The organism is Nocardiopsis quinghaiensis, assembly GCF_008638365.1.
Classification (GTDB): domain Bacteria; phylum Actinomycetota; class Actinomycetes; order Streptosporangiales; family Streptosporangiaceae; genus Nocardiopsis; species Nocardiopsis quinghaiensis.
In genome coordinates, this window is the sequence record NZ_VWVU01000021.1 from 1 (window position 1) to 17,991 (window position 17,991).

17 protein-coding genes and 1 pseudogene are annotated in these 17,991 nt (G+C 71.2%); 10 read left to right on the top strand and 8 right to left on the bottom strand.

Annotation, left to right across the window (positions count from 1 at the left end):
* The 3 genes and pseudogenes from FYX01_RS19890 to FYX01_RS19900 form a co-directional block, all read left to right on the top strand.
* Positions 1-322: pseudogene (locus FYX01_RS19890) on the top strand (cytochrome ubiquinol oxidase subunit I); the annotation flags it as partial.
* Between the two features lie 6 nt (positions 323-328).
* Complete coding sequence (locus FYX01_RS19895; protein ID WP_150243618.1) at positions 329-754, top strand: cytochrome c oxidase subunit 4; 426 nt, start codon at positions 329-331, stop codon at positions 752-754.
* A gap of 230 nt (positions 755-984) precedes the next feature.
* Positions 985-2,304: a L,D-transpeptidase gene (locus FYX01_RS19900; protein WP_150243620.1), complete on the top strand. Its 1,320-nt coding sequence runs from the start codon at positions 985-987 to the stop codon at positions 2,302-2,304.
* A 95-nt stretch (positions 2,305-2,399) separates the two neighbouring features.
* Here FYX01_RS19900 and FYX01_RS19905 read toward each other — a convergent pair whose 3' ends face one another.
* The 5 genes from FYX01_RS19905 to FYX01_RS19925 form a co-directional block, all read right to left on the bottom strand.
* Entirely contained in the window at positions 2,400-3,539 is a 1,140-nt protein-coding gene (locus FYX01_RS19905) for a glycosyltransferase family 4 protein (RefSeq protein ID WP_150243622.1), read from the bottom strand.
* Positions 3,540-3,753: 214 nt separating this feature from the next.
* Positions 3,754-4,776 (bottom strand): C40 family peptidase, encoded by a 1,023-nt coding sequence (locus tag FYX01_RS19910; protein ID WP_150243624.1) that lies wholly within the window; start codon positions 4,774-4,776, stop codon positions 3,754-3,756.
* 364 nt (positions 4,777-5,140) lie between these two features.
* A complete protein-coding gene (locus tag FYX01_RS19915; RefSeq protein WP_150243626.1) occupies positions 5,141-6,145 on the bottom strand; it encodes a C40 family peptidase in 1,005 nt (334 codons plus the stop codon).
* A 387-nt stretch (positions 6,146-6,532) separates the two neighbouring features.
* The gene (locus FYX01_RS19920; protein ID WP_150243628.1) at positions 6,533-7,921 is read right to left on the bottom strand and encodes an NYN domain-containing protein; all 1,389 of its coding nucleotides are present in this window, start codon (positions 7,919-7,921) and stop codon (positions 6,533-6,535) included.
* On the bottom strand, positions 7,918-8,199 hold the full coding sequence (locus FYX01_RS19925) for a hypothetical protein (protein ID WP_150243630.1): 282 nt from the start codon (positions 8,197-8,199) through the stop codon (positions 7,918-7,920). Before FYX01_RS19925 ends, FYX01_RS19920 begins: the two co-directional genes overlap by 4 nt.
* A 124-nt stretch (positions 8,200-8,323) precedes the next feature.
* Between FYX01_RS19925 and FYX01_RS19930 the strand changes: the two genes are divergently transcribed.
* From FYX01_RS19930 to FYX01_RS19940, 3 genes are all read left to right on the top strand, one after another.
* Complete coding sequence (locus tag FYX01_RS19930) at positions 8,324-10,084, top strand: DEDD exonuclease domain-containing protein (protein WP_150243632.1); 1,761 nt, start codon at positions 8,324-8,326, stop codon at positions 10,082-10,084.
* Positions 10,062-10,826, top strand: a complete 765-nt coding sequence (locus tag FYX01_RS19935; RefSeq protein ID WP_150243634.1) for a rhomboid family intramembrane serine protease — start codon at positions 10,062-10,064, stop codon at positions 10,824-10,826. Before FYX01_RS19930 ends, FYX01_RS19935 begins: the two co-directional genes overlap by 23 nt.
* Before the next feature lie 83 nt (positions 10,827-10,909).
* The gene (locus FYX01_RS19940) at positions 10,910-11,185 is read left to right on the top strand and encodes an Lrp/AsnC family transcriptional regulator (protein WP_150243636.1); all 276 of its coding nucleotides are present in this window, start codon (positions 10,910-10,912) and stop codon (positions 11,183-11,185) included.
* Between the two features lie 86 nt (positions 11,186-11,271).
* Here FYX01_RS19940 and trpD read toward each other — a convergent pair whose 3' ends face one another.
* The 3 genes from trpD to FYX01_RS19950 form a co-directional block, all read right to left on the bottom strand.
* Complete coding sequence (gene trpD, locus FYX01_RS19945) at positions 11,272-12,384, bottom strand: anthranilate phosphoribosyltransferase (protein WP_150243638.1); 1,113 nt, start codon at positions 12,382-12,384, stop codon at positions 11,272-11,274.
* Positions 12,385-12,536: 152 nt separating this feature from the next.
* On the bottom strand, positions 12,537-12,683 hold the full coding sequence (locus tag FYX01_RS26280; RefSeq protein ID WP_190394402.1) for a hypothetical protein: 147 nt from the start codon (positions 12,681-12,683) through the stop codon (positions 12,537-12,539).
* Positions 12,680-13,117 carry a response regulator transcription factor gene (locus FYX01_RS19950; RefSeq protein WP_150243640.1) on the bottom strand — a complete coding sequence of 146 codons (438 nt, stop codon included), beginning with the start codon at positions 13,115-13,117 and terminating at the stop codon, positions 12,680-12,682. Before FYX01_RS19950 ends, FYX01_RS26280 begins: the two co-directional genes overlap by 4 nt.
* A gap of 483 nt (positions 13,118-13,600) precedes the next feature.
* On the opposite strand from FYX01_RS19950, the gene ctaE reads away from it, so the two are divergent.
* Genes ctaE through qcrB form a run of 4 tightly spaced genes read left to right on the top strand, consistent with a single transcriptional unit; the run spans position 13,601 to position 17,935 of the window.
* On the top strand, positions 13,601-14,227 hold the full coding sequence (gene ctaE / locus FYX01_RS19955; RefSeq protein ID WP_190394403.1) for an aa3-type cytochrome oxidase subunit III: 627 nt from the start codon (positions 13,601-13,603) through the stop codon (positions 14,225-14,227).
* A gap of 17 nt (positions 14,228-14,244) precedes the next feature.
* The gene (qcrC, locus tag FYX01_RS19960) at positions 14,245-15,162 is read left to right on the top strand and encodes a cytochrome bc1 complex diheme cytochrome c subunit (protein ID WP_150243644.1); all 918 of its coding nucleotides are present in this window, start codon (positions 14,245-14,247) and stop codon (positions 15,160-15,162) included.
* On the top strand, positions 15,155-16,279 hold the full coding sequence (gene qcrA, locus FYX01_RS19965) for a cytochrome bc1 complex Rieske iron-sulfur subunit (RefSeq protein ID WP_150243646.1): 1,125 nt from the start codon (positions 15,155-15,157) through the stop codon (positions 16,277-16,279). Before qcrC ends, qcrA begins: the two co-directional genes overlap by 8 nt.
* Positions 16,280-16,282: 3 nt before the next feature.
* Positions 16,283-17,935 carry a cytochrome bc1 complex cytochrome b subunit gene (gene qcrB, locus FYX01_RS19970; protein ID WP_150243648.1) on the top strand — a complete coding sequence of 551 codons (1,653 nt, stop codon included), beginning with the start codon at positions 16,283-16,285 and terminating at the stop codon, positions 17,933-17,935.
* Positions 17,936-17,991: the final 56 nt, after the last annotated feature.

A 17,991-nucleotide genomic window follows, 5' to 3' on the forward strand; every position in this document is an offset into this window, starting at 1 on the left:
CCCGCGCCGTTACGCCGACTACCTGCCCGGTGACGGCTTCACCGAGCTGAACCAGATCTCCTCGGTCTCCTCGTTCGTGCTGGCCGCCTCCACGCTGATCTTCTTCTGGAACGTCTACGTCACCGCGCGCAGGGCGCCGAAGGTCACCGTCGACGACCCGTGGGGCTACGGTTGCTCGCTGGAGTGGGCGACCTCCTGCCCGCCGCCGCGGCACAACTTCACGTCGCTGCCGCGGATCCGGTCCGAGCGGCCCGCGTTCGACCTCAACCACCCGCACGCCGCGGCCCCGGGCGCCGTCCCGGTGGGCGCTACGAAGGAGTAGGGGCGAATGAAGACGCAGGCCTATCTGTTCATGGGCGTCTCGACCTTCTTCGGTCTTGCCGCCGCCCTGTACGCGTTCTGGTCCTGGCAGGACACCGGCACGATCGAGTGGGCGGGTACCACCGCCCTGGTGGTCGCCATCGGCTTCGGCTGGATGATCGGCTTCTGGCTCTGGCAGGCGGCCCGCCGCAGCGAGCACTTCCACGGGCTTCCCCCGGAGGAGCGGCTGGACGGTGAGATCCAGGAGAACGCCGGTGAGTACGGGTTCTTCAGCCCGCACAGCTGGTGGCCGCTGTTCGTCGCGCTGGCCGTGGCGTTCACGGCGGTGGGCGTGGCCATCGGCTGGTGGATGGTGGTGGTCGGCTCCTTCGCCCTCATCCTCACCGTCATCGGCTGGGTCTTCGAGTACTACCGCAAGGAGTTCCAGCACTAGAGGGTGTCGTCGGCCCGCCGGCCGAGCGCTCCGGCCCCGGTGGCCGGCCGGTCCGTGTGACCCGGTCGGCCACCGGGGCTTTTCGCGCCGTCGACACCGCTGTGGGCACACTGGCGCGCTGCCGGGGGAAAGGTAGGCTTTGCGTAGACCTGACCTGACCGTGGCCCCGCGGGCGCGAGCCCGCTCCGTGCGCAGGGGTCCCCGTCGCAACGGACCTGGAGGCCCTTGACGTGAAGGGACGAGTTTTCCGTCCGGTGCTGTGCCGTCTGGCGGCCGTGGCCGCCGCGGTCGCGGTTACGGCGACCGCCTGTACCACCGCCCCGCGGCAGGAGCCCGAGACCGCTCCCAGCCCGGAGCAGCCGGCCGGGCCGGAGGTCACCATCACCCCCGCGGAGGGTGCCGCCTCCGTGGCGCCCAACACCCCCGTGCGGGTGTCGGTGGAGGAGGGCACCATCACCGACGTCCAGGTCGAGCAGGCCGCTCCGGAGGGGGACGCCGAGGGTGGCGCGGACCAGGCCGCGGCCGGGGACGGTGAGGGGGAGGTCTCCCGGTTCACCGGGACCCTGAGCGAGGACGGCACCGCGTGGATCAGCGACGGGAACATGTTCCCGGGCTCGGCGGTCACCGTACGCGCCACCGCCGAGGACGAGGACGGTGAACGGACCGAGGCCGTCGCCGAGTTCGACACCAAGGAGGCCGTGCCGGGGCAGCGCCTCGAACTGGTCTCCAACTTCCCCACCTCCGGCGACACCGTCGGCGTGGGCATGCCCGTGATCGTCAACTTCGACCTGCCGGTGCGGAACAAGGCCCAGGTCGAGAACTCCATGGAGGTCACCTCCGAGCACGAGGTCGAGGGCGCCTGGAACTGGGTGGGCGACCAGATGGCGGTGTTCCGGCCCAAGGAGTACTGGGAGCCCTACCAGAAGGTCGGTGTCGACCTGCGGCTGGCGGGGGTGGAGGCCTCCGAGGGCGTCTACGGCATCGACGACCACCGCATCGACTTCGAGGTGGGCCGCGAGATGATCGCCACCATGCACGTGCCCGACCACGAGATGAGGGTGGAGGTCGACGGCGAGCCGGCGCGTACCATCCCGGTGAGCAACGGCAAGGCCGACGAGCGCTTCGACACCACGACCTCCGGCACCCACCTGACCATGGAGAAGTACGAGTCCCTGGTGATGGACGCCGCCACCGTCGGCATCCCCGAGGACTCGCCCGACTACTACAAGCTCGACGTGGAGTGGGCGGTGCGTACCTCCAACAGCGGCGAGTTCACCCACGCGGCCCCGTGGAACGAGCGGATCGGCTCGGCCGACATCTCCAACGGGTGCACGAACATGTCGGTGGAGGACGCCCGGTGGTTCCACGACCGGGCGCTGATGGGCGACGTCCTGGAGACCACCGGGACCGACCGGCAACTGGAGTGGGACAACGGCTGGGGTTTCTACCAGCGCTCATGGGAGGAGTGGCTGGCCCACAGCGCCACCGGTGAGCCGCAGGTGACCGACGGGTCGGGCACCCCCGGATCCGTGCACGGAGAGGGGCTCTAGGACCTGTCCGGTGCGTGCCTGCCCGGCCCCCGGGGGTTCCCGCCCTCGGGACGCCCGGACACGGGGCGAGGCGGAGCGGACCCCTGGGGCACGCCCTAGGAGCCCTCCAGGAGGGCGTCCAGGCGCTGGGCGGTGTGCTCCCAGGTCCAGTTCCTGCTTACCCACTCCCGGCCGCGTGCGCCCATCTGGGCGGCGCGGCCGGGGTCTTTCAGCAGCCGGACGAGGGCCCGTGCGGTCGGTCCGGGCAGTGAACCGTCCACGACCAGGCCGGTCTGGCCGTCCAGGACCGCGTCGGGGGCGCCGCCGGAGTCGCCCGCCACCACGGGCAGGCCGCAGGCCGCGGCCTCCAGGTAGACCATCCCCAGGCCCTCGGCCTCCAGGCCGCCGCGCCGGGTGCGGCAGGGCATGGCGAACACGTTCCCGGCGCCGTAGTGGGAGGGCAGGTCCTGGACGGGGACCGGTCCGGTGAAGACCACCGAGTCCATGCCCCGCGCGGCCGAGCGCAGTCGCTGCCGGTGGGGGCCGTCACCGACGATGAGCAGGACCGCGTCGGGTACGTCGGCCAGGATCCGGGGCCAGGCGCGGATGAGGGTGTCCTGTCCCTTGCGGGGCACGAGCCGGGAGACGCACACCACCACCGGGCGGTCGCCCAGGCCGTGGCGCCCGCGGACCTCCTCGCCGCCGGAGCCGGGGCGGAAGTGGTCGATGTCCACGCCGGGTGCGAGCTGGCGCATGCGCGCGGCCGCGTCCGGGGACAGCGCCCCGGCCAGGCGGCGCCGGGTGTACTCGCCGAGGTAGGTGACGGTGTCGGTGGTCGCGCCGATGCGGCGCAGCGCCTCCCGGGAGCCGGGGAGCGCCGCCCACCAGGTCTCGTGGCCGTGGCTGATGGCGACCTGCCGCTTGACGGGGGTGTGCTCGCCCAGCCCGGCGGCGAGCAGCCCCAGCGGGGCGGCGGCGCCGTAGACCACCGAGTCGCAGCCCTCCAGGTCGGCGATGGCGCGCGCCCGCGCGGCCACCCGGGGGGTGGGCAGCAGGACGCGGGCGGCGTCGCGTACCACGGGGAAGGGCTGGCGCAGGTCGAAGTGCGGGTCGGCGGCGGCGTCGGCCGGGGCGGGGGAGGAGCAGTAGACCACGACCGATCCCCCGGGGCGGCGCAGGGCGATCTCGTGGACGAAGGACTCGATGCCCCCGGCCTTGGGAGGGAAGTCGTTGGTGATGATCAGCGTTCGCGGCACGGGGGTGAGTCTAGGACGTGTGCGGCGGGTGTGTCCGGACGCGCAACGCCGGGCGGGGCCCGCCGGTGGGCGCGCGGGCGGGTGGGACGTCCGGATGGTAGTGATCTACAGCGTCAAGGCGCAGATACCGAGAACGGTCACCTGGGAGTGAACAGAACGGTGCCCCGCGACGACGGGTGTCGCGGGGCACCGGGGCCTCGGGCCGGTCCGCCGGTCAGGGGCGGACCGCGGTGACGAAGTTGGAGTGGTAGTAGCTGTTCAGGGTCACCGTGCCGATGGGGCGGGCCGACGTGGAGGCGTGCACCATGACGTTGTCGCCCGCGTACATGCCCACGTGGTCGGGACCGCTGCCGCCGGGGTAGAAGAACAGCAGGTCGCCGGGCTGCTTGTTCTCCCAGGAGACCCGCTGGCCCGCGTTGACCTGCTGGTAGGTGGTGCGGGGCAGGCTCACTCCCGCGGCGGCCCAGGCGGCCTGGGTCAGGCCGGAGCAGTCGTAGCCGCCGGGGCCGGTGCCGCCCCACACGTAGGGCTTGCCGACCTGTGCGTAGGCGAAGTCCAGCGCGGTCTTGGCGCTGCCCGAGGCGGGGCCGGTGTAGCTGGTGCCTCCGCCTCCGCCTCCGCCGGTCTGGCCGACGTTCTCGGTGGCCGCCGCCTGTTCCTCGGCGGTCAGGTCCGCGAGCAGGTCCTCCTGCTCCTCCATGGCGGCCTCGGCCTCCTCGGTGGCCTCCTCCGCCTCCTTCAGGGCCTCGGCGGCCTCCTCCTCGGTCTCGGTCGCCTCGGCCTCCAGGGTCTCCAGGTTCTCCAGCTCCAGGACGTACTGTTCGAGGTGCTCGTCGTGCTGCTCGGACAGGTACTCCAGGTCGGCCTGGTGGGCCAGCGCGTCCTCGGGGCCGGTGGAGTCGACCAGCTGGTGGAAGGAGGTGAGGTCGATACCGGTGTAGGTGGAGCTGGCGAGCCGGCGTGCGCCCAGGCCGAGCTCGTTCACCTTCTCCTCGGCGGCCTCGACCTCCTCCAGGATCTCCTCCAGCTTCTCCTCGGCGGCCTCGTGGGTCTCCTCGGCCTCGTTGTAGGTCCCGTTGAGCTCGATGTACTCCTCTTCGAGGCGCTCGATCTCCTCGCGGACCTCCTCGGCCGTGGGCTCGGCGTGAGCCACCGCGCAGGGCAGGAGGAGTGCGGCGGAGGTGAGGGAGGAGAGGACCGCTGTGCGGCGTACGCGGCCGCGGCGGGATCCAGACACGTGTAGCACCTTTCTCCCCTTGTCCCAGACCGTACGGAATCAAGGGATGCACCGGGTGGGGGCTTGGGGCCTCAGAGCGCGGTCCGGGGGCGTGGGCACCGCGGGCCGAGGGCGGGGGAGGCCGTGGCCCCGGGGGGACGCGGGGTCGACCCGATCCGGGCGCGGCCGTCACCGCCGGGGGGCGGTGAAAAGGAGCAACCGCGCTCGGCGACGAACACTAGTGCATGCGCCGGGTCTCCCTCAACCTTTTCGTAACGTTCCACCGATTGGGGCGAGGTGTCCGAAATTCCCTTTGTCGTCCCCGTGCGGGGGCGGGGCCGCCACCTGCGGGTGGTGGCCCCGAGAGGCTTCGCGGCGGCGCCGTCTACGGGCGGACGGCGAACTGGAACTCGCTTCCCCAGTACGCGGCCAGGCCCACGACCTCGATGTTGCGGCCGGTGCGGGGCGCGTGCACCATCTGGCCGTTACCCGCGTAGAGCCCGTTGTGACCCAGGCCCGGGTAGAAGAACATGATGTCGCCGGGCTGCAGGGCGCTCATGTCGTAGATGCGCTGGCCCACCTCGGCCTGCGCGTAGGTTGTGCGGGGCAGGTCCACTCCGCCCGCGCGCCAGGCCGCCTGGACCAGGCCGGAGCAGTCGTAGCCGTTGGGGCCGGTACCGCCGTAGATGTAGGGCAGGCCGACCTGCCGGTAGGCGAAGTCCAGGGCCGCACCCGTGCTGCCCGAGGCGCTGCCGGTGTAGGACTGGCCGCCGCTGCCGTCGGCGCTCTCGGCGGAGGGGTCGGCGGTCGGGAACTCGGCGAGGAGGTCCTCCTGCTCGTCGATCTTCTCCTCGACCTCCTTCTTGGCCGTCTCGGCCTCGTCGAGTTTCTCCTCCGCCGAGTCCAGGGCCTCCTCGGCCTCGTCCTTGAGGGCGAACAGGCGCTCGGAGGACTCGCCGAACTCGTCCAGCTGGGCCTTCTGGGCATCCGACAGGTAGTTCAGGTCGGCGTTCTGGTCCAGCAGGGACTCGGGGCCGTCGGCGGCGAGGATGTTGGCCGTGGAGTCCAGGTCACCGGACTTGTAGGTGGCGCTGGCGAGCTGCTGCACCTTCTCGCGCAGCTCGTCGTAGCGCTCCTCCTCGTCGCCGACCTGCTCCTCGATGTCCTCGTAGGCCGTCTCGGCGACCTCGTGGTCCTCCTTGGCCTGGTTGTAGTCCGCGACCGCGGTCGAGGCCTCCTCGTTGAGCTCGTCGATACGCTCCTCGACCTCGTCCTTGGTCGGATCCGCGTAGGCGGTGCCCGGGGCGATCAGGGTGCTGGCGACGACCGCGCTGATTCCGGTCGTTGCAGCGAATCGGCGAGCCGTACGCCGACCACCGGGATTCTTCATGGCGGTCCACGCTCCTTGGGGTTGGGAAGTTCGCACAGGGGTGCTGGGAGAACGGTCACGGGACCCGTGCGGGGGCACGGGAGGGCGAGTGCGCGGGGCCTTCCGCCGGCGGACACGGGGATGGCGTCCTATCCGATGGAGCACTCACGTTCGGGACGAACTTAGCGGACCGTCCCGCACGGCTCAACCAGGGGCCGCACACGCACCCGTGTCCACAGTGGACCACACCGTTGACGGACGGTGCGTTCCACCTGCGGGAGCGGTGCGGGACGAACGCGGGGACGAGCGGGGACGAGGAGGCGGAATCCGTTCGGCTCGGGCGCTCCGGCGGCACCCGGCCCGGTGACCGGGAGCCCCGGGGGCCGGCGCCCTGCCGGCGGTGTCCCGTCAGCCGTGCGCCTCCAGACGTCGTAGGAAGATCGCCGAGGGCACCGCGCGCGCCCCCGCCCGGCGCACCGCCGTCACGATCTCCCGGTCGGAGGTGGCCACCGCGATCGGCCGCCCCGGCGGTTCGGCGCGCACCAGCCGCACGATCAGCTCGTCCGCGGTCTCTCCGGGCGCGCTGAACAGCAGCCGTACCCGGCGGGTCGGCGCCACCACCGGCGGTGTGTCCACGTCCGCGCCGTCGAAGACGCACGTGATCTCGGCCTTGGTACGGCTGGCCAGCCCCTCCAGCGAGTTCATCAGCCGGGTGCGCTGGTCGGCCAGCGGGATCGTCCCGTAGCCGGTCTTGGTGACGTTGTAGCCGTCCACCAGCAGGTGTACCCCTGGCACCGTCAGCAGGTGTTCCAGCAGGCCGGGGTCGTCGTCGGGCAGTCCGCCCAGGGAGACCCGCCGCTGCTGTTCGGTCTCGGCCACCAGGTCGGCCGGGTTGTCCAGGGCCGCGGGCAGCGCCAGTTCCCGGCGCAGCCCGTGCGAGGCGTCCACCAGCACGTCCAGCAGTACGCGCAGCCGCGCCTCGTCGGCGTTGCGCCCGGCGCGCACCGCGCGGCGGGCGTTCTCCACCTGGGCCTCGGCGGCGGCCAGCCGCGACCGCAGCCGCCGGTTCTCCGACGCCAGGGTGCCGACCTGCCTGGCCGTCTCCGACTCGCGGTCGGCGGTCTCGGCCAGCGCGCGCGAGGACCGCTCGGTGGCCTCCCTGGCCCGCTGGCGCTCGGTGTGCACCTTGCGGCGCAGTTCGGCGATCTCCGTGCGCTGGGCCTTGATCTGGGAGCGCAGCCGCTCCAGTTCCGCCTGGTGCCCGTGCCGGGCCTCGTCCAGCTCGCGTCGGGCGGCGTCGAGCGCCTCGGCGGTCTCGTCCGCCTCCTGGACGCTGGACTGGCGCTCCAGTTCCAGGTGGACGTCCTCGATGATGTCGGGCCAGCCCTTCGGGCGCAGCAGGTAGGCGCACGCCGCCACCGCCACGGGGTCGGCGGCGGGCGGCACCATGCCCGAGCGCAGGCCCCCGGCCAGTTCCGGCCACACCTGTTCGACCCGCGCCGCGACCCGGTCGCGAAAGGCGTCGTCGGTCTCCAGCTGGGCGGCGATCTGGGGGCCGGCGAGCCTGGCCCTGCGCCGGGGCTCGAACCTGGCGACTCGGCGCAGCAGCGGCGGCAGGTCGCCGGCGCTCATGCCGCCGAGTACGTCGGAGCCGTACTCGACGACCCGGGCGCGCACCGGTCCGGGCAGGGGGCGGGCCAGTCCTCCCCCGTCGCCGTCGCCGTCCGCGGCGTGGGCGTCCTCGTCGTGCGGGCCGTTGTCCTCGGAGTCGCCGCCCGCCTCCGGGCGGGTGCTCATGACCGACCCGTCGGGCTCTCCGCCGAAGCACCGGTGACCGGCCGGTCGGCGTCGGGGCGGGCGATGACCTCCACGCTGTCGGTGGCGCCGCACCAGCGGCACCTGACGCGTTCGACGGTCTCGGAGAGCACGGTGTGCTCCTCGACCCCGCCCTCACCGGCCAGGTCCAGGTGCACGTAGTCCTGGGAGCGGACCGTGCGGGTCACGTCGAACCGCGTGAGATTGCCGCACCCGGTGCACCGCCACCGCTCACTGTCACCCGGCATCGCGATCCCCACGGTTCCTCCTCGTACTCGTGCTCCCGGCGGCGGTCCGCCGACCGAATGTCCCCACATCTTTCCATGTCGGGCAGGTCAGGCCGTATCCCGCCAGGTTGTCCCCGCCGCCGACTACCCTGACCGGGTGGTTCGACAGTCCGCGGCGCCCGCCGGCGTCCAAACCAGCATCGGCGACCTCGGTACACCGTTGGCCGCGGCGACGTTCGTCGTGCTGGACCTGGAGACCACCGGTACCAGCGCCACCGACTCCCGGATCACGGAGGTCGGCGCGGTCCGGTGGCGCGGCGGCGAGGTCGTCGACGAGTTCTCCACCCTGGTCGATCCCGGTGTCCCCGTCCCGGCCAGCATCACCCTGCTGACCGGGATCAGCCAGTCGATGGTGGCCGGGGCCCCGCCCATGGAGGAGGTGCTGCCCCGGGTCCTGGCCTTCCTGGACGCCGAGCCCGGTACCGCGCTGGTGGCGCACAACGCCCCCTTCGACACCGGTTTCCTCAAGGCCGCGTGCGAGCGTCACGGGGTGGACTGGCCCGGTTACCCCGTCGTGGACACACTGCGCCTGGCCCGTGCGGTGCTCTCGCGGGGGGAGACGCGCAACCACAGGCTCGCCACGCTCGCCGCCCACTTCGGGGTGCCGGTCACCCCCACCCACCGGGCCCTGGACGACGCCCGCGCCACCGTGGGCGTCCTGCACGGGCTGATCGAGCGTCTGCGTCCCATGGGTGTGTCCAGTCTGGAGGAGCTGCGCGCGGTCACCAAGCCGCCCACGAGGGCGCAGCGGGCCAAGCGTCACCTGGCCGAGGGGTTGCCCGAGGAGCCGGGGGTGTACGTGTTCACTGACGCACGGGGGGCCAGTCTCTACGTCGGCAAGAGCAAGAACCTGCGCCGCCGGGTGCGCGCCTACTTCACCGCGGCCGAGAACCGCCAGCGCATCCGGGAGATGGCGGGCGTGGTGGAGGGGGTCACCCCCATCGTGTGCTCCAGCGAGCTGGAGGCCTCCGTCCGCGAGCTGCGCATCATCGCCGAGCGCAAGCCGCCCTACAACCGTCGTTCGCGCAGCCCCGAACGCGCCTGCTGGGTCAAGCTGACCACCGACGCCTACCCGCGCCTGTCCGTGGTGCGGACGGTCGAGGACGACGCGCCCCACATCGGCCCCTACAACTCGGAGAGGGAGGCCGAGCAGGCCAGGGAGGCGCTGCTGCAGGCGTTCCCGCTGCGCCAGTGCGCCCACGCCTTCGTCCCGCTGGGGGAGGCGGCGCCCCGGGTCCTGACCGTGGGCGGTGGGCGCTGGACGGGGGCGTGCGTGCTCGCCCAGATGGGGCGGTGCGGTGCTCCCTGCGACGGCAGTGAGAGCCTGGCCGGGTACACCGTCCACGCCGGGGCCGCGCGCGCCGCCATGACCGGTGACCCGGCCGCCGTGGTGGAGGTGCACACCGCGCGTATCGCCGTGCTCGCCGACGAACTGCGCTACGAGGAGGCCGCGGGTGTGCGCGACCGCCTCACGGCGTTCCTGCGCGGCGCCCGGCGCGCCCAGCGCCTGGCCGCCATCGCCGCCGTTCCGCACCTGGTCGCCTCCCGCCGTACCGGTGCGGGCTGGGAGACGTGCGTGGTCCGCCACGGCCGGCTGGCCGCCAGCGCCGTGCTGCGCCCGGGCACCGACCCGGCGGCCTTCCTGTCCTCGCTGGTCGCCACCGCCGAGTACGTGCCCGCCGGACACGGGCCCAGCCCCAACGCCGTCCCGGCCGAGACCGAGCTGGTCCTGGACTGGCTCACCGACCCCGCCACCCGGCTGGTCGAGGTGGAGGGGGAGTGGACATGCCCGTTGCGCAGCGCCGAGGCGCACACCGAGATGACACACTGGGCCCATGGCCGCGCTTCCGCTCAATGACGACTATCCCGTCCGCCGAGCCCCCGTCGTCGCGTACACGCTGATAGCGGCCAACGTCCTCGTCTACCTCATGTCGCCCCAGGCGGCGACCGCCGTGTGGTATCCGCCCGACGCCTTCGACCGCTACTGCGCGATCCAGGACTACTTCATGTTCTGGGGCGCGGTCCCGGCCGAGATCCTCGGCCTCGTCGACCAGGTGCCGCACGCGGTGCCCGAGTGCGGCGGGTTCGGCGACAAGCCCGTGTGGTTCTCGGTGTTCAGCTCGATGTTCCTGCACGGCGGTCCGCTGCACCTGATCAGCAACCTGATGTACCTGTTCGTGTTCGGCCCCGTGGTGGAGGACCGCATCGGCAAGCTGCGCTTCCTGGTGCTGTACGTGCTCACCGGGGTCGCCGCCGCCTACGGCTTCGCGCTGACCGACGCCGACGGGACCACGCCCATGATCGGCGCCTCCGGGGCCATCTCCGGGGTGCTGGGCGCCTACCTCGTCGTGCAGTTCCGCAGCCGGGTGACCATGCTGGTGTTCGGGGTGATCCCGATGCGCCTGCCCGGGTGGGCCGTGGTGGGCAGCTACTTCGCGCTTCAGTATCTTCTCTACGTCACCACATCGAACGCCCCCGGCGCCGACAGCGGGGTCGCCTACGCGGCGCACGTGTACGGGTTCATCGCCGGGGTGATCGTGGGACTGGTGGTGTACCGGCTGCGATGGCGCTCCGGGACGCGGCTCTCAGACGTCTACTAGGACGTGCTTCCGCGGAACGTGCCCTGGCGCGCGCCCGCGCGGTCGGCGCGCCCGTCCCGTACCGAAACCGCCCTGGAGGCACAGTGATCACCGCGATCGTCATGATCAAGGCCGACGTCCACCGCATTCCCGAGGTCGCCGAGGCGATCGCGGAGATCGACGGGGTGAGCGAGGTCTACTCGGTCACCGGCGGCGTCGACCTCATCGCCATGGTGCGGGTGCGCCGGCACGAGGACCTGGCCGAGGTGATCCCCGGGCGGGTGAACAAGGTCCCCGGCGTGCTCTCCTCCGACACCCACATCTCCTTCCAGACCTACTCCAAGCACGACCTGGAGTCGGCCTTCGCGCTGGGCTGGTAGCCGGGGCGCCCCGAAGCCCTCGGGGGCGCGGCCACCGGATCCGCCGGTGTGGCCGCGCCCGAGGCTGCTCGCGGGTCCGCGGGCGCTCAGAGCGCCTTGGCGTACTCCTGGCTGATCCGCACCCAGTGCTCCAGCGTGCGCTCGGCGCCGCCGTCGTCCACGACGGCGGCGGCCCGCTCGTACCCGGCGCGCACCGCCTCCAGGAGCGGGCCCCGCACCCCGTCCACGGCCGCCAGCGCGGCGCCCGCGTTGAGCAGCACCGCGTCGCGCACCGGGCCGGGGCGGCCCGCCACCAGGTCGCGGACGGCCTGGGCGTTGAACTCCACGTCGCCGCCGCGCAGGTCCTCGGGCCGGGACCGGGCGATGCCCAGGTCGGCCGGGTCGAGTGTCTCGCGCCGGGCCGTGCCGTCGCGCACCACCCACACCGTGGAGGTGGTCGTGGTGGTCAGCTCGTCCAGCCCGTCGTCACCGCGGAACACCAGCGCCGAGGAGCCGCGGCGGGCGAACACTCCGGCGATCACCTCGCACATGCGCTCGTCGAACACCCCGATCGCCGAGGTCGAGGGCTGCGCCGGGTTGGTCAGCGGGCCCAGGAAGTTGAACACCGTGGGCACCGCCAGCTCGCGGCGCGTCTTGGAGGCGTAGCGGAACGAGGGGTGGAAGTGCGGGGCGAAGCAGAAGGTGATGCCCGCCTCCTCGGCCACCCGCGCGGTCAGCTCCGGGGGCAGGTCCAGGACCACACCGAGCCGTTCCAGCACGTCCGCCGTGCCGCAGGAGGAGGACGCGGCGCGGTTGCCGTGCTTGACCACGCGCGCGCCCGCGGCCGAGGCCACGATGGCGGCCATCGTCGACACGTTCACCGTGTGCGCCCGGTCGCCGCCGGTCCCGACGATGTCCAGGGTCGGGCCGGGGACGCTGATCCGGACGGCGTTGGCCAGCATGCCCCGGGCCAGGCCGGTCACCTCGGACACGTCCTCGCCCTTGGCGCGCAGCGCGACGACGAAGCCGGCGATCTGCACGTCGGTCGCCGCGTCGGACATGATCTCGTTCATCGCCCACTCGGTGTCGGCGGCGCTGAGGGTCCGGCCGTCCAGCAGGGCGGTGATCAGGTTGGACCAGGTCCGCTCGGTCACGGCGGACCGCTCGTCGGACTCGGCGGTCCGGGGGTGGTCGGGAGAGGTTGCGGCGGGGACGTTCATGGTTGCTGCTCCACGGTGAGGAAACGGACACGGGGCCCGGGCGCCGGCGCGTCGCGCGAAGAGCTGGACGCGCAGCGCTTCCGTCGAGGGTGGTGGCCCGTCCTTCGCGCGGCGGCCCTCACGGGCGGCGGTGGGTGAAGGGCGGGCCGCCCTCAGGCGCCCGGGAAGGGGATCGGGGCGTGGCCGGGCCATCGCCCGGTGTCGGCGCCGTGGCGCAGGGCGGCGCCCACCACGCCGCGGCGGCGCAGTTCCCTCTCACCGTTCTCGACCGTGCCGAGGCCGTGTCCCATGTCGGTCATCCGCTCAGGGCCGCGGCCCGCTGGCGCATCAGCTCGGCCAGGGACTCCGCGAGCGCGACGGGGTCGATCGGGTGGCTGACGACCTGCTCGGCCCTCGACCAGGTGGCCAGCCAGCCGTCGTCGCTTCGTCCCACCAGCAGCAGCACCGGCGGGCAGCGGTAGATCTCGTCCTTGACCTGGCGGCACAGGCCCATCCCGCCGACGGGGGAGGCCTCGCCGTCGAAGATCGCCACGTCGACGCGCGCGGCCGGGTCGGTGTCCTCCAGCCGCCGCAGGACGACGGGCGAGGTCGCGCACTCGACGAACTCCACCTTGGGGACGTCCGCGGCCGGGCGGCGGCCGATCGCCAGCCGCACCTGCTCACGGGTGTCGGCGTTGTCGCTGTAGACCAGCACGCGCATCCTGGCACCCGTGTCCGTACCGCTGACCACCATCGCGCAACCGTCCCATCGCGTCTGTCCGCGGCCGCCGCCGTGGAGGGGTGCGGCCGAGGCGTTCGTTGGCTGTATGCCTCTGACTGTATTGCCTCGCGGCCCCGCTGCCCAGAAGGGGCCCCGGGTCCGTGCCGGGTGCTGAGACCTTCGACACCACAGGATGCCAGCACGCTCGGGCGGCGCGTTCACCCGCCCCCGAGCCCGCGTTACGCAATGGTGATGCTTTCGATGCCTGGGCGTTGGTCCGGGTGGGTTGGAGTGTCATCCGTGGGGGTACGAAACGCCTCAGCCGCCCAGGATCGCGATTTTCGGTCCTTCCGGGCGCGTCGTGCGACCGCGAGAGAGGGCCGACCCGCTACAGTAACGTCCCAGTCACGGTGAACAGCCCGTCCGGGGGCTCTGGGGCGCTCCGAGCCGACACCGATCCGTCGCGTTACGGGGGGTCGGGTACGGGCCTGCGCGAGATGCCGTAATAATGCTCCCGTGGCGACAGCAACCGCGAACCCAAATACAGCACCGACACCAGCACATGGTGCGGCAAAGCGTCCTGACCTGGTGAGCGTTGGCACCATCGTGTGGCTGGCCAACGAACTCATGTTCTTCGCCGCGCTGTTCGCGATGTACTTCACCATCCGATCGGTGACGAACGGAAACCCCGAACTGGGGGCATGGCCGGCGACCCACCTCAACGTTCCGTGGGCGTCGGCCATCACCCTCGTCCTGGTGGCCTCCAGCTTCACCGCGCAGGCCGGCGTCTGGGCCGCAGAGCGCGGTGACGTCAAGAAGCTGCGCATGTGGTTCTACATCACGTTCTTCATGGGCCTGTTCTTTGTTCTCGGACAGGCCTATGAGTACTACGAGCTCATCCTCCACGAGGGCCTGACTCTGCAGTCGAGCGCCTACGGGTCGATGTTCTTCCTGACCACGGGCTTCCACGGACTCCACGTCATCGGTGGGTTGGTCGCGTTCCTCATCATGCTGGGACGCACGTACGCCGCGAGGCGCTTCACCCACCAGCAGGCGACCAGCGCGATCGTCGTGTCCTACTACTGGCACTTCGTCGACGTGGTCTGGATCGCTTTGTTCTGCACCATCTACTTCATCCAGTAACCCGAAACGGGGAAACCGTGAAATGGATTACCGCGCGGCGACGGCATCCCCTGGCGGGGTATGTCGTCGTCATCCTCGCGCTAGCCCTGTTCGGGGTGGGATACGCCGCCCTGGCGCCCACCGCCGACCAGGCCCGTGCGCAGACCCTCGCCGCTGACGCTCCGTCACAGGATGACGTGGACGTCCTCGAGGGCAAGGAGGTCTTCGACCAGACGTGCGCGACCTGCCACAACTACGACGGCAGCGGGACCGCCAACGGCCCCGACATCCGCGGGGTCGGCCCCGCGGCCGTCAACTTCCAGGTCAGCACCGGTCGCATGCCCTCCATGGACCCGGACAGCCAGATGCCGCGCAAGCCCATGGCCATGTCCGAGCAGGACCTGCAGAACCTGATCGCCTACTACAACGCGGAGATCAGGACCGACGATCTGGGCCCCGACATCCCCTACGACGTTCCCGACGAGGCGCCCGACCGCTCGGAGTTCGAGGACGAGGCGGCCTACGAGGCCGCGGTCGAGGAGTACCAGACCGAGTACGAGGCCTACATCGAGGGTGCCGAGGACACCGACATGGGCATGCGGCTCTACCTGACCAACTGTGCGCACTGCCACGGCTGGTCGGGCGGCGGCGGCGCCCTCACCGATGGCCGCTGGGCCCCCGAGATCCACGCCGCGTCACCGCGTCAGATCTACGAGGCCATGGTCAGCGGGCCCGGCGCCATGCCGATGTTCAGCGACGGCGTCATCGAACCCGAGGAGAAGCAGGAGCTCATCTCCTACGTGAAGACTCTCCAGTCCGAACCGGACGCGGGCGGCATCTTCGCCCTGGAAAGGGTCGGCCAGGTGGCCGAGGGCTTCATCGCGTGGGTCGTCGGCCTCTCCCTGATCATTGCCTGCGCGATCTGGATCACCGCGAAGCAGCGAGCCCATGACTGAGAACAACACCAACGACAACAACGAGGCCGAGGGCCCCGCACCAGAGCGTGTGGTCGGTACCCCCAAGGCCGGAGAAGGCGTGGTGTCCGGGACCTCCGCGGCCCCGGAGAGCGGCCACGAGGGCCCCTACAAGGCATCCGAGACGCACGCGCGGCCGGAGGAGATGCAGCGGCGGGGCGAGAAGATCGCCTCGGTGTGGTTCGTCCTGGCCTTCCTCGGCGGTATCGGCTTCCTGGCCTCCTACTTCGTGTTCGGGCCGGAGGCGATCGCCGACCCGCAGATCGCCCAGTACTCGAACATGCTGCTGGGCGGCACGCTCACCCTCGCCATGTTCGGTATCGGCGCGGGTATGACGGTCTGGGCCCGCCAGGTGATGCCCCACTACGAGGTGGCCTCGCCCTACGACGAGCTGCCCTCCGACGAGCAGGAGAAGGGCTCCTTCGGCGCGTTCTTCATGAGGAGCGCCGACGAGAGCGGCTTCACCAAGCGCCCGCTGATGCGGCGCACGCTCATCCTGGCGATGCTGCCGCTGGGCCTGGCGCCGATCGTGCTGCTGCGCGACACCGGCCCGCTGCCCGGCGGCAAGCTCAAGAACACCGTGTGGGAGCCCGGCCTGCGCATGTACGTCGAGGGCACCCACCGCGCCATCCGCGCCGACGACTTCGAGGACGATCCCAACGCGATGATCTCGGCCCTGCCCGCGATCGACGACGAGGACCACCCGCACGGGATCAGCCTCGACGAGCAGGCCAAGTCCGTGGTCCTCCTGATCAAGATCCCGGAGGACGAGTGGGAGGAGCGGATGACCGAGGAGATCGAGGGCACCGACGGCGTGACGCGTCTGAACTGGACGCACAACGGCATCATCGCCTACTCCAAGATCTGCACCCACGTGGGCTGCCCGGCGGCCCTGTACGAGCGCACGACGCACCGCATCCTGTGCCCGTGCCACCAGTCGACGTTCGACGCCGCGAACGCGGCCGAGGTCGTCTTCGGCCCGGCGCACCGCCCGTTGCCGCAGCTGCCGATCAGCGTCGACGATGAGGGCTACCTCATCGCGACCGGCGACTTCACTCAGCCGCCCGGTCCGACGTTCTGGGATTACGCGAAGGACTAGTCGATGAGTAAGACCACGCAAGCACCCAAGGCGCTTCGCGGCGTCGGCAATTTCATCGACGACCGCTTCCACCTGGCCAAGACCGGCGAGAAGAACCTGCGCAAGGTCTTCCCGAACCACTGGTCGTTCATGCTGGGTGAGATCGCGCTGTACTCGTTCATCATCCTGCTGCTCACGGGTGTCTTCCTCACGCTCTGGTTCAAGCCGAGCATGGTGGAGGTCATCTACGACGGCTCCTACGAGCGCCTGCAGGGCGTTCCCATGTCCGAGGCCTACGCCTCCACGCTGTACATCGACTTCGAGGTGCGCGGCGGGTTCCTGGTCCGGCAGATCCACCACTGGTCCGCACTGATCTTCGTGGCCTCGCTGGTGGTGCACATGCTCCGCGTGTTCTTCACCGGTGCGTTCCGCAAGCCGCGCGAGATCAACTGGCTGATCGGTGTCGCGATCTTCGTCCTGGCCATGCTCGAGGGCCTCTTCGGCTACTCGCTGCCCGACGACCTGCCCTCGGGCATGGGCGTCCGGATCCTCCAGGGCGTGATGCTGGCGCTGCCGCTGGTCGGCCCGTACATCTCGATGTTCCTCTTCGGCGGGGAGTTCCCCGGCGAGGACATCATCACGCGGCTGTACATGCTGCACGTGCTGGCGATCCCGGCGCTGCTGCTGGGCCTGATCGTGGCGCACATCATGATCCTGTGGCACCAGAAGCACACCCAGTACCCGGGGAAGGGGCATACGGACAAGACCGTGGTCGGGACACCCATGTTCCCGGCGTTCGCGGTCAAGGCCGGCGGGTTCTTCTTCTTCACGTTCGCCGTGACCGCGGGACTGAGCGCGTTCGTCCAGGTCAACCCGATCCACCTGTTCGGGCCCTTCACCCCGACGTCCATCACCTCCGGGCTCCAGCCCGACTGGTACATGGGCTTCATGGAGGGGTCGCTGCGCATCTTCCCGAACTGGTTCGACCTCACGCTCTTCGGGTACGCGATCCCGACGGCCGTGCTGGTGCCGGGCCTGGTCGTTCCGGGCCTGGTCTTCGGCGGTCTGGCCGCCTGGCCGTTCGTCGAGCAGTGGATCACCGGGGACAAGCGGGCGCACAACGTCGTCGACCGTCCGCGCAACGCGCCGACGCGCACCGGCGTGGGCGCCGCGGGCGTCACCTTCTACGGCGTGCTCTGGCTGGCCGGGGCCAACGACATCCTGTCGGAGACCTTCTCGATCGACCTGTACCTGACCACGTACATCTTCCGTGTACTGGCCATCGTGGGTCCGATCGTGGCCTTCCTCGTCGCCAAGCGGATCTGCCTGGGACTGCAGCGCCGTGACCGGGAGACCCTGGAGCACGGTTACGAGAGCGGGACCATCCAGCAGCTGCCCAGCGGTGAGTTCATCGAGGTGCACAAGCGCAACTCCGAGGAGACGGCCCACGTCCTGAAGAGCAAGCCGACCATCACCTCGACGGCGCTGGCCGACGACGCCGACGTCGACGACAAGGGTGTGGAGAACCCCGAGGCCCGCAAGGGCACCGGGAAGATCCGCCGTGCCCTGGCCCACTGGTACACCAAGGACAACGTGCCCTTCGACGACGTGGAGGAGCACAGCGGCCACCACCTGCACCACTCCGCTCCGGAGGGTGAGAAGGAGGCCGCCCACTAGGGCGTCCGGCACGTCATCGACGGACCCGGCCGCGAGTGCGGCCGGGTCCGTCGTGC